8 protein-coding genes are annotated in these 12,335 nt (G+C 45.0%); 3 read left to right on the top strand and 5 right to left on the bottom strand.

The window, feature by feature from the left end; genetic code table 11:
- Positions 1-5: 5 nt before the first annotated feature.
- The 4 genes from R8O11_RS03565 to R8O11_RS03550 all read right to left on the bottom strand — a co-directional run bounded on the left by R8O11_RS03565 (position 6) and on the right by R8O11_RS03550 (position 5,459).
- Positions 6-689 (bottom strand): transglutaminase-like cysteine peptidase, encoded by a 684-nt coding sequence (locus tag R8O11_RS03565; RefSeq protein WP_005374561.1) that lies wholly within the window; start codon positions 687-689, stop codon positions 6-8.
- 114 nt (positions 690-803) lie between these two features.
- Complete coding sequence (locus R8O11_RS03560) at positions 804-2,195, bottom strand: HlyD family type I secretion periplasmic adaptor subunit (RefSeq protein ID WP_005374562.1); 1,392 nt, start codon at positions 2,193-2,195, stop codon at positions 804-806.
- Positions 2,196-2,368: 173 nt separating this feature from the next.
- Entirely contained in the window at positions 2,369-3,592 is a 1,224-nt protein-coding gene (locus R8O11_RS03555; protein ID WP_053308003.1) for a sigma-54-dependent transcriptional regulator, read from the bottom strand.
- Complete coding sequence (locus R8O11_RS03550) at positions 3,585-5,459, bottom strand: sensor histidine kinase (RefSeq protein WP_053308002.1); 1,875 nt, start codon at positions 5,457-5,459, stop codon at positions 3,585-3,587. Before R8O11_RS03550 ends, R8O11_RS03555 begins: the two co-directional genes overlap by 8 nt.
- 115 nt (positions 5,460-5,574) lie before the next feature.
- On the opposite strand from R8O11_RS03550, the gene pdxH reads away from it, so the two are divergent.
- The gene (pdxH, locus tag R8O11_RS03545; RefSeq protein ID WP_149191681.1) at positions 5,575-6,210 is read left to right on the top strand and encodes a pyridoxamine 5'-phosphate oxidase; all 636 of its coding nucleotides are present in this window, start codon (positions 5,575-5,577) and stop codon (positions 6,208-6,210) included.
- 73 nt (positions 6,211-6,283) lie between these two features.
- Here the strand turns inward: pdxH and R8O11_RS03540 are convergent, their stop codons facing one another.
- The gene (locus R8O11_RS03540; RefSeq protein WP_017820063.1) at positions 6,284-7,003 is read right to left on the bottom strand and encodes a PAS domain-containing protein; all 720 of its coding nucleotides are present in this window, start codon (positions 7,001-7,003) and stop codon (positions 6,284-6,286) included.
- A gap of 971 nt (positions 7,004-7,974) precedes the next feature.
- Between R8O11_RS03540 and R8O11_RS03535 the strand changes: the two genes are divergently transcribed.
- Positions 7,975-8,787 carry an AraC family transcriptional regulator gene (locus R8O11_RS03535; RefSeq protein ID WP_017820064.1) on the top strand — a complete coding sequence of 271 codons (813 nt, stop codon included), beginning with the start codon at positions 7,975-7,977 and terminating at the stop codon, positions 8,785-8,787.
- A gap of 405 nt (positions 8,788-9,192) precedes the next feature.
- The gene (putA, locus tag R8O11_RS03530) at positions 9,193-12,324 is read left to right on the top strand and encodes a bifunctional proline dehydrogenase/L-glutamate gamma-semialdehyde dehydrogenase PutA (protein ID WP_318193919.1); all 3,132 of its coding nucleotides are present in this window, start codon (positions 9,193-9,195) and stop codon (positions 12,322-12,324) included.
- Positions 12,325-12,335 lie beyond the last annotated feature (11 nt).

Genomic DNA, 12,335 nt, shown 5'->3' with positions numbered 1-12,335 from the left:
GTTTCTCACTCGTCATAGTTAATTTTAGGTTTATTTAACTGCAACTTACGTTCGCGCGAGCGTAAGTCATTCCAAAGGCTCAACCGTGATGCTTTCCCTGCCAGCTCTCCAGTGCTAGCAGATGACTTCATCAACCACAGGTTTGTACCATTAAAACTGTATATCGGTAGCAAGTCGCTACGCTTAGAGGCTCGGACAATGTCAGGATTGATATTATCGAGAATGAGCGGCTCAGAACTTGGGGTAGGGTAGTAAGCTAATACCATGTGAAACTGATTCAGTTCGATGGCTTTTACGTATATTAACCGCATCTTTGAATCTGGTATTCCTAGCTCGAGTAAAGAGAAGTACTTAGCAATAGTGAAATCTTCACAGTCTCCTGCGTTACTCCCTAAAAATTCGAGTGGCGTAGCCCAATAATCTGTCTTTCCCCACAGTTTTATGTCGTCAACGAAATACAGCTGATTAAAAAAGTCGTTAACGCCAGCGAGCTGTTCATGAGTCTCTAATTGTTTAAATAAGTCGAGGTTCTTTCGCCATGTATTTACGCGCAATCCCGCACGTTCGCCGTACACCGCTGTGACCGTATTGACCCATCGTTGTTCTTTACTGTTCAGCGCACCAAGTTGGAACGACAAACAACTTAAGCTGATTAATAATGTAACTTTACGCTGCAAATTGGATCGCATATTCGACTCGTATCACAAGTATACTCTTCTAGAGAGTTCGTCAGTGAGAAATAAGTGCTTTTTATTTAATCACTTATCGCTCAATACTCCCTATCGCGAGTATCTTAATGTGGTTTACTCCTTCAAGGCGTTCGTTTTGGCACTTAAAATCGGTTTAAGTAGATATTCCAAAACGGTTCGCTTCCCTGTGATGATATCGACCGATGCTGTCATTCCTGGAATGATTGGTAAATCTGCATCTTGACCAAAGTTTGTTTTTTCGGTGCGTACACGAACAATGTAGAAGCTGTTGCCTTCTTCATCTTGAGTGGTATCCGCGCTGATATGTTCCAACTCTCCCTCTAAACCGCCGTACTTTGTGAAGTCGTAAGCTGTAAATTTCACGATAGCATGAAGATCTGGGCGTAAAAATGCGATGTCTTTTGGCGCAATTTTCGCCTCTACCAATAGTGTGTCTTCTGTTGGTACGATCTCGACGATATCCATACCAGGTTGGATAACACCACCGACAGTATTGATGTTCAGTGTTTTGATTTTGCCTGTTACTGGCGAATTCACAACCGTTCGGTTTACTCTATCTTCCAAGCCCACCGCTGATTCAACCAAGGCAGATAACTGGTCTTGGGCGCTGTTGAGTTTCTCTTGCTGTTCAGAGCGGAATTTGAGTGCAACATCAATACGGTTGAGCATGGATTCTCGAATCGCTGATTGCAATACGGGAATCTTGAGCTCACTGGACGTCATTTCACGACGGGTATCGTTGACTTGGCGCTGTAATTTGAGCAGTTCAATACGAGGAACGACGCCCTCGTCTGCCAAAGGTTTGGTGATATCGAGTTCTTTTTTCGCGTATTGGTAGCTTTGACGCAAGTTCCTTACTCGTGCTTGGATCTCTACCAAGTCCTGCTGCTTTTGCTGCACTTGTTGGTCAATAACAGAAAGTTGGTTGCGTAAATTATCTAGATCTTCGCGATATTCTGCTTTTTGACGCTGTGTGAGTTGAGGTCGAGTCTCTTCCAAGGTTGGTGGGAAGGTCAGTTTACCGTAATCAAGTAGTACACTTTGACGCCAGTTTTCCGTTTCAAAATCACGATTAACGGCAACACTGTTAATAGAAGCGGATAGTTGCAGCACAGATGCGGTAAGGTTGGCAACTTGTTGCTCACGTTCACGAAAATCCGAGCGAAAGCGGGTGTCGTCGATAAGCAGTAACTGTTGGCCTTTTTCAACCAACTGACCTTCTTTGACCAAGATTTCTTTGACTAAGCCACCTTCTAAGTTTTGGACTACTTGTATCTGTGAGGAGGGAATCACTTTGCCTTGACCAACCGTGACTTTGTCGATTTCAGCCCAAGATGCCCAACCTATTGCTGCAATGAAAAATAGCACCATAACCCAAAGCATAAAACGCGCGCTGTTGGGGGTATTGAGGAGCAATGCTGCAGTTTTGTCATCAACAAAATCCAACTCTTCATCGTTGAGTTTGTTGTAGTTATCTCGGCTCATCACAGTCCCTGCTTATATAATTACGGATTATCTTTTTGATCTTATTATTATTAACCGATCGTGTCAGCATGCTCGGCTAATAAAATATGAGAAGAGGGTTATTCTCTCTTCAAATGAGCTTTCTTACACTTTCTAAATCAAACAAAAGCATAATTAGCGCCGGAGTATAGCTATTACGCCTTGAACTTGGCTTTATCCAACTGATGTTTTTTTAGTTTGTCGTACAAGGTTTTGCGTGATACCTGTAATTCTAGTTGAACCTCTTTGAGTCTGCCGCGATGTCTTTGCAATGCATCGAATAACAAGCAATATTCAAAGTATTCTGTGCGCTGAGTCATACTCTGAATTTCAAGACTTTTCTCACTGTTCCAATCTTCCATTCTAAAAGTATCTGGCTTGAGGGCACGAAGTTCAGCAAATTGGCGTAGCTGCTTAACGTTTTCTGGCCATTCGAGACTGGTGAGGTGTTTGACCTCTTCTAGGCTGATATGTGGCGGCTGTAACTGATATCGACTCGCGGTGTGGCGCACAAAGTGCTTGTATAAAGGCCCTATATCTTCCTTTCTCTCATCGAGCGTTGGTAAGTGAATTAGAGTCGCCAGGGATTTTAGAGGTGGCTCGGCTTGGGTGGTCGCGCCAAAAACACGCTCAAGTTTTGGGTGCTTGAATAAGTATTCCCATTGCTCAAATGATACATGCTCTGCGCTATGTAAGTACAAACTGCAGTGGCGTTTTCCTTCACTTAAGCGGTGTATGGCTTTGTCGAGCGCTTCTAATGAAAGCTCATAGAGGTCTTCACCAGAAGCGGCGATTAGCTCACTATCCGGTGTTGCATGTATGTCGTGGGCAAATTGTGCAGCGAGTCGCCGACCCGTACCATCTTGACCTACAAAAATGAGCGGCTGGCTTGTGGGCGCACTGATCAAGGCGCGACGAATGCTCACCATGGCCTTACTGTGACCAATCATTTTCGGACCAACATGAGTTTGCATGTCGAGCTCTTTCTTAAGCCAGATGTTTTCTTGCAACAAGTTCAGTTTATCGCTGGCATTGTTGAGCGATTTCATGAGCTGTTCCGTTGAAAACGGTTTTTCTAGAAAGTCGTACGCGCCGCTTTTCATCGCATCTACCGCGGTTTTCACATCTCCATGTCCAGTAAGTACGATGAATTGAAAGTGATCGTTTTTGCTTCGCAAAGTTCGCATAAACTCCAAGCCATCCATCACGGGCATATGGATATCGGTAATGATAATCGCAGGCATATTTGAGTCGATTACGCGTAAGGCTTCTACTGCGTTTGGTAAGCAGGTGACGTCTATCCCTTCAATCAGCAGGGCTTGAGACACGGCATCACGAATGTGTGGTTCGTCATCAACAAAGAAAACTGGGTTATTCATGGTCGTTTTCCACTTCTGGGGTACGTTTATTCTGATTGACAATTGGTAGCGTCACGATAAAGGTCATCCCTCCTGCTTGTTGTTCTGTGCTCTGATGTTTATAGGCACAGAGGGAGCCGTGATAGCTCTCTAAAATGCGTTTGGAGATGGTCAAACCTAATCCTAAGCCCTCTGGCTTAGTCGTAAAAAATGGATCAAAGATTTTTGCTAGGGCTTCGTCCGACATGCCAGGCCCGTTATCGGAAACAAGAATGTCGCAACTGTCATCATGACACTGAACAGCAATGGATATTTGCGGATCGATACAGTGGTTTTCCATCGCTTGTGCCGCGTTGTGGAAGAGGTTTATCAGCACTTGTTCTAATTCAACGCTGTGAATGGCCAGCTTCACATCATAGTCGATGGCCGGAACTTTTAGTGTTACTCCTTGCTTAATAAGCTTGTTGCTCAAAATGCTGGTGGCAGTATGTACCGCGTCGTGCAGTACTGAGATTTCATTGTGTGAATCGTGCGTGGCTTTCCGAGTAAAGACTTTTAAGCGGGCAATGACTTCCGAAATGGTGTCATTAAGTGTCAGCATTTTGCCCAAATTGTCGGCGACCATTGGGTATTTTTCCATTGCCAACAAACGCTGCGAGTTTTCGGTATAGGTTCTTAGTGCGGAAAGTGGCTGATTTATCTCATGATTAATACTGGCAGACAGCTCGCCCAACAGTGCCAATTTCGCGGCTTGCGTCAGCTCTTGTTGTGTTTGTTTAAGCTCTTGTTGGCTTTGTTCATATTGGCGGATGGTCTGTTGTAGCTTTTGGTTGGCTTCACTCAGAACTAGTGTCCGTTGCACTACTTTTTCTTCTAGGCTCACATTGAGATGGGCAAGGCGTGCTTTGTTAACTAGGGTTTGGAACCACGCTAACGCAATCAGCGCAATGAGCGCATATAAGATCAGGAAGACGATATCGGCCTGTAAAACGGCGGCAAGAACGCTGTTGTGGTTAATTAAGGCAACGACGCGAAACCCTTTATCCAATAAGTGTGTTGCGTATGCGAGGTAATTCGGTGATAGAAGCAATTGATTGTCATCAAACTCCGTGACACCACTGTGTGCCGTTAACTCACCAAAATATTCGGGTAAGGTATCGCCATATTGACGCGTTTCGGTAAGTTCATTTATTGCACTCGATGACAGTGGGAAAAGTGCACGATAGCGCCAGTCTGGTAAATTGCTCATAAACACGACATTGTGTTTATCTGTAATGAGTACGTCAGTCGTGGTTTGCGAAAGGCGCTGTTCTAATTGCTCCAAATTCACTTTTACTGTGATCACGCCAACGACTTCCTCATTTACCCACAGCGGAGATGAGAAGAAGTACCCACGTTTATTCGAGCGTACGCCTAATCCAACGTATTGAGCGGGCTCACCGCGTCGCGCATTTTTAAAATAGGGGCGATAGCTAAAGCTAGAGCCAACAAACGTATCTTCTTGCTGAAAGTTACTTGAGGCTATGACTAACCCGGTACGGTCATGAACGTAAATCGTATCGGCCAAACTTTGCTTCAACCAATCTGATAACAGTAGGTTGAGCTCTTGAGAGGGCGTTCCGCGCTCGACTGCTTTGAGTAGTCTTGGGTCGTGACTTAATAGGTTTGGTATCTGTTCAAACTTTGCCAGTTCGTAGTCCACTTCTTGTGATACTTGCGCGGCTTGTCTCTCTAGCTTTTGTTGCCATTGATCATGTTGGTATTGAGTTGCGTAATGATGAGTAAGCGCAAGCCCTGAAATGCCAACGGCACACAGTAGCAGTAAAAAATGACGTAGGGCTTTGGGGTTGAGTAAGTTCACGATCGGCTCACTGGTTTTTTGTGTCATGGTATCAAATGACGCACTGTGATGCTGTGAGCGGCAACGATAACAAGCACAATGATGTCCTTGTATTTCCTCAGTATCGGGAGCACAATCGACAAAAACGAGTGAAGGAGTAAAGATGGAACTTGCTGATATTCGTCGTGAGTACACCAAAGGTGGGCTGCGTCGTAAAGATTTGAAAGCTGATCCTATTGATCAATTTAATCTGTGGCTAGAGCAAGCAGTTGAAGCGGGTTTAACGGACCCGACTGCGATGACAGTTGCAACGGTTGATGAAAATGGCATGCCGTTTCAACGCATTGTTCTATTGAAAAACGTCGACAAAGATGGTTTTGTGTTTTACACCAACCTAGGCAGTCGCAAGGCCCAGCAGCTAGAGCATAACAGCAATATTAGTTTGCACTTCCCTTGGCACCCGTTAGAGCGCCAAGTTCATATTACTGGTGTGGCTGAAAAGCTTACCGCCGTAGAGAATATGAAATACTTTACTTCTCGTCCTAAAGAGAGCCAGTTGGCCGCAATCGCGAGCAAACAAAGTAGCCGTATTTCTGCCAGAGGTGTGTTGGAAGGTAAGTTTTTAGAGCTAAAACAGAAGTTTGCTAAGGGGGAAATACCAGTACCAACCTTTTGGGGTGGCTTTCGAGTAAAACCAAATAGCATCGAATTTTGGCAAGGTGGCGAACATCGCCTTCACGATCGTTTTCTTTTCTCCCAGCATGATGGAAGTTGGGACATTGATCGTCTAGCGCCATAGGCTTATGGTCCCTCATGAATAAACAAACACCGCCGAATTGGGGCGGTGTTTTTGTAGGTAGAAGCGATGCGAATTATCGCTCTCCATTCAACACAACCGATAATTGATGCTTAAGCAGCGTTTTGGGTACAACAGAGCCGTAGCCTGCTTCCATTGCTTTATCTATTAGCTCGTTCTTGCTGTTCGCTGCAAACTTATTACGTAAGCGTGCGACGTGACCTTCAACGGTTTTTGTTGATATGCCCATGACCTGAGAGATAAATTGAGGCTTTTTGCCATAGAGCAAGAGGAAAAGCGTTTCTTGCTCGCGGCATGTGAGCTTCTCTGGTTTTGGTTGTAAGTCAGAGAAACGAAAGATGGATTGTTGATTTGGGTTGGTACTGATTGCACGACAAACCCAATACCCGACTTCAATCACGGCGGTGTCGGTGAGTTCCCTTCCGTAGAAAATGGTGCCTACGATGTCGCCTTTGTCATCTCGCCACGGTGTTTTAGTAAATATATGTGCTCGCCAGCGGCCATCTGGATAAGGGTGGATATCCAGAATTTTTAGTGACTCGCCAGTTTCGAGAACGTGTTTATCTTGGCGTTGAAATTCTTGCGCGCATTCAGTGGTTGGGCTGGCCATATCAAAATCAGTTTTACCCAAGCACTCCTCGGGCGACGTGTGCCCTAACAGTTCTGCGTATTCCTGGTTTACGTATAGGAATACCGAATCTTTATCTTTGCATCCCCAACAACCTGGTAGCTGTTTAAGGAGGGATTGTTCTATGGTATCGACTGAAATATTCACAAAAGGACTCACTACATACTGCTTTTACCAATACAGAGACGTCCGTGTTACATGGCTCGTATTGATGTTGCCAAGTAGGCAGTTACGTTGCTAGAACACGTTCGTTGATTGGCGCTCAATCCAATTAAATTCGTGGTGTTCGATGTTTTCGTCAGGTAGTCATAGACAACGACGAAATGGAACGAAGAGTTTAATTGGGAAAATGGTCTGTTTCATTACAGATATGTGCGCTCACGGATGTCCGCCAATGTTCGGCTTACAACTCGTATCGTCCTTGATCATGCTTCCTACAACTCAGTTGTAATGTGGTTGACGTTCATATCACTTGTGAGCGAAAGAGCAGCACCTAAGCATATGAGAGGGACAGTGAGACAAAAGCTATGATATCAGCTTATGCCATTGTTTTCATTGTTGAGAAGCGAAAAAAAAGCCAGCCTGAAGACGGGCTGGCAACACAAGATATAATCTTGTCGACGTGTAGAAGAGGTTCTAAATTACCTAGCGAGGGTCTGCTAAGTAAGTTAGAGGTATCAATGAGATACCGAGAGCTTTAGATCGTATGCATCTTAAAGCTCGATAACTAATGTATTGAATCAGAGGCATATTAGTAAGGGGGGAAATCCCTCTATGTTGAGCTTAAGAGTGGGTTTCGATCCGTTTCAGGGACGACTTATCTAATATGGAGCACGGTGTTTTACAAAATAACAGATTGTTCGGTAACAAGGATCTTTACATTGATTGATTATGTATACGTAAGGTGTTGCCTATCTATCCGTTTTTGTTAATAAAATTGGTTGCTCACTGACCGTAAATTAACCTCGCATGATCATCGTTCCGGAACTATGATCATGTAAATGAACTTGATCATGCTGATTTGATCTTGTCGATTGAGTTGGGTAAAAGTTGCAACCCAACAAAGAAGGTATATGATGCGAAGACGTAAGCTGACCGTGTAAAGACGACTGTTTGAAATGAGTGACTCAGATAACCAAAAAATCCTTTCATATCAAGAGATTATTCTGCCAAAGCCGGCGGAGCTGATCACACTTCCGTCTTATATGGATTGCCACGATCATTCTTATACGCAGATCGTGATTGGTTTAAAAGGGCAAGCCGAATTTGAAGTGCGCGGGCGAGGTAATCTTGTCGGCCCTGGTCAAGGTTGTGTGGTCACCGCATGCTCTGATCATGCTTTCGGTGGCGTCATCAATCAATCGGATATTTTGGTGCTGAATATGCCCAAACCGACAAATGATGATCCTGAAATGCTTCAAAAAATCAATAACCTGGAGAGAGATCATGTCTACTTCCAGTTAGATAGTCAAATTCAGAAGTTGATACAGATGTTGGTTCAGGAAATGCGAAACCATCCGGATGACCTGCTGTTAAGTCGTGCGTGTAACGACACTGTGATTGCATTAATGCAGCGCCATATCTCGGCATTTGAGACCAGTCGAAAAGAGTCGCGCTTTGATTTGGAGGCGATTGATCGTTACATTGAGCAGCACCTGAGTCATAAGATTAGTGTGGCTCAATTGGCCGGGCGAGTGTTTCTTGGGGAAAGTCAGTTCCATTGCTTGTTTAAAGAGCAGATGGGGATTACACCTCATCAATATGTTCTTGGAAAGCGTATCGACATGGCTCGTGAATTAATCGAGCAAGGGCACCTTTCTTTAGGGCAAATTGCCGAGTTTACTGGCTTCTCAAGCCAGAGTACTTTTACTCATACTTTTACTCGCTTACAGGGAATATCACCTTCCCGTTATAAAAAACAAGTTGGATAACAACGCGTTTTTTAGGTCAAATAATCATCAATCAGAATAAAACCATGCACTATGCATGGTTTTTTTATGTTTTATTCACGTGACCTATCTCTCGTTTTTTTAAATTCTCTGTTCTTTGCAGTGGCTGATATGCCACTTGATCCTACATTTTCTCTTAGAACGAGCTCTTCACAAAAATCTTATTGATATTCTTAATATTTTGTTGTGAATGCAATGAAAAAATTAAAATTTACAACACAAAATATTACCTATTTGAATGTGACTATGTGGATGTTTTGTTATAAAAGCGAGTTTTTGGCAAAAATGTCGTAGTTTTTGACAAGTATTCTTATCGGCCTCAAAATACACTGCCAGCCATTGATAATCCTCGAAGCGGTTTTCGAGGAGTGAGATTGAGGAACACACATGTTTACAGCTACGAACGTGTTGACACCGGAATTTATCGGGCAGCCGCTTGATAAGTTGTGGTCACTGATCTCGCCATTATATATGGTGGACGAGTCTCAATGGCTAGAGCAACTATTGCCACTAGCGACGCCGACAGAGGATGAAAAATCGGCGATCACTACCCAAACGACCCACCTTATCGAAGCCATTCGTGCCGATAAGAAGTCAATCCAGATGATTGATGCTTTATTGCTGGAATACAGCTTAGATACTCAAGAAGGTATCTTGCTGATGTGTCTTGCAGAAGCATTAATGCGCATCCCAGATGCCGCGACAGCAGATTCTTTGATTAAAGATAAGTTGAGTGTCGCAGACTGGAAATCTCACCTGAAGAACTCTGACTCTGTGTTTGTTAACGCATCAACATGGGGCCTCATGCTAACAGGTAAAGTGGTTGGTCTTGGTGAGCAAGGCACCCAGAGCCCAGGTCAGGCTGTAAACCGTCTGGTAAATAAATTCTCTGAGCCCGTGATTCGTAAAGCCATGTATCAGGCAATGAAGATCATGGGTCACCAGTTTGTTCGTGGTCGTACGATTGAAGAAGCGCAAAAGAACGGTCGTCCGATGCGCGACAAAGGTTTCACCTACTCATTTGATATGTTAGGTGAGGCGGCGTTAACTACAGCGGACGCGAACAAGTACTTCAAAGATTACCTAATGGCGATCGAAGCGGTAGGTCGAGAAACTTACGGCAATGACACCAGTCCAGCGCCTTCGATTTCCATCAAGCTTTCTGCATTACACCCGCGCTACGAAGTCGCAAATGAAGAACGTGTAATGACAGAGTTGTATGACTCACTAATGCAACTACTAAAACGTGCTATTGAAGTCGACGTTGCAATCACAATCGATGCAGAAGAAGCGGATCGCCTTGAGCTTTCCCTGAAGCTATTTGAGAAAGTATACCGTAGCGATCTTGTGAAGGGTTGGGGCAAGTTTGGTTTGGTTATTCAAGCCTACTCAAAACGTGCGCTACCAGTCTTGGTGTGGCTAAATGCACTCGCAAAAGAACAAGGTGACGTTATTCCTCTGCGTTTGGTTAAAGGCGCGTACTGGGACAGCGAAATCAAGTGGTCTCAACAAGCGGGTTATGCAAATTACCCAGTATACACTCGCAAAGAAGCGACGGACGTTGCATACCTAGCTTGTGCTCGTTTCCTACTTAGCGAAGGTGTTCGCGGTAATATCTACCCACAATTTGCAAGCCACAATGCTCACACGGTGACGGCAATTGCTGTCATGGCGGAGCACAAAGAATACGAGTTCCAGCGCCTGCATGGTATGGGTGATTCTCTGTATAACCATGTTATGAAAATGTACGGTCAGCCAGTACGTATTTATGCACCTGTCGGTAGTCATGCTGATCTTCTTCCGTACTTGGTTCGTCGTCTGCTTGAAAATGGTGCGAACAGCTCGTTTGTACACCGTCTAGTTGATGCGCGTTGTCCAATTTACGAGTTGACCCATCACCCTGTGGATGTGTTGACGGGTTTTGACACGCTACACAACGACAAGATCCCATTACCTGCCGACATTTTCCCTGAGCGTAAGAACTCATATGGCGTCAACATCGACATCGACAGTGAAGCGAAGCCATTTGAAGCTCAGGTCGAAAGCTTCATGGACAACCAGTGGGTTGCAGGCCCGATGATCAATGGTGAACGCTTTGCCGAAAGCATGATCAAGGAAAATGCGGCTGAGATCATCACCGCACCATACGATCGCCGAATTGAAGTCGGCAAAGTGGCATTTGCAACTCTTGATCACGTTTCCGCTGCAATTGATGCGGCGCAAACTGCTTTCTCTGATTGGAAAACCGTTCCTGTTGAGCAAAAAGCGGCTTGTTTAGAAAAGCTTGCTGACTTAATGGAAGAAAACCTGGCTGAGCTGGTGGCGATTTGTCACAAAGAAGCGGGTAAAACGATTCACGATAGCATTGATGAAGTTCGTGAAGCGGTGGATTTCTGTCGTTATTACGCGAAACAAGCGCAAAACCTACAGCCATTTGAGCTAGAAGGCTTTGATGGTGTGAAACGCATTTCTAGCCGTGAAGGTCTTGGTGTGTTTGTGTGTATCAGCCCTTGGAACTTCCCGTTGGCTATCTTCCTTGGTCAGGTGACGGCAGCACTGATTGCGGGTAACACTGTGGTTGCAAAACCTGCTGAGCAAACAAGCTTAATTGCCGCTCGCGCTATTGAACTAATGCTTGATGCTGGCTTCCCTGCTGGTGTGATTCAGTTACTTACTGGTCGCGGCGCTGAGATCGGTCATGCACTGACTTCTCATGATGCCATTGCTGGTGTGGCATTCACTGGTTCAACGGCAACGGCGCAACGCATTAACGTCACGCTCGCGGAGCGCAGCGCGAAACCGGTTCCGTTTATTGCGGAAACAGGTGGCCAAAACGCAATGATTGTGGACAGTACTGCATTGCCAGAGCAGGTGGTGCGTGATGTGATTCGTTCGGCGTTTGCATCTGCTGGTCAGCGTTGTTCTGCCCTTCGTGTTCTATTTGTACAAGAAGATGTAGCAGACCGTATGATCAACCTGATTCAAGGTGCGATGAATGAACTGCATGTTGGTTTACCTTACCTACACAAAACAGATGTTGGTCCGGTTATCGACAGCAATGCAAAACAAAAACTCCTCGCTCACCTTGAGCAAATGAGCAAAACACAGACTAAAGTCGCTCAGCTACAACTGGATGAATCCTGCCAGCATGGTGACTTTGTCTCACCAAGTGCGTTTGAAATCTCGGGCATCGATGTGCTGAAAGAAGAACAATTTGGTCCAATCTTGCACATTGTTCGCTTTAAAGCGTCTGAATTACCGAACGTGGTTGCGCAGATCAACAGAACGGGTTTTGGCTTGACGATGGGTATCCATAGCCGTAACGAAACCACGTACCGTTGGATTGAGAAACATTCTCGAGTAGGTAACTGCTACATCAACCGAGACCAAGTTGGCGCTGTGGTTGGTGTACAGCCGTTTGGTGGTCAAGGCTTGTCGGGTACTGGCCCGAAAGCTGGTGGTCCACACTACCTATTCCGCTTTACTCAACATCTTCTTGCTCAAGCAGAAAACGCATAAGGAGTCGCATT

The sequence above is a fragment of the Vibrio sp. 1288 genome, assembly GCF_033344475.1.
This window is presented reverse-complemented; position numbering and strand designations above follow the sequence as displayed.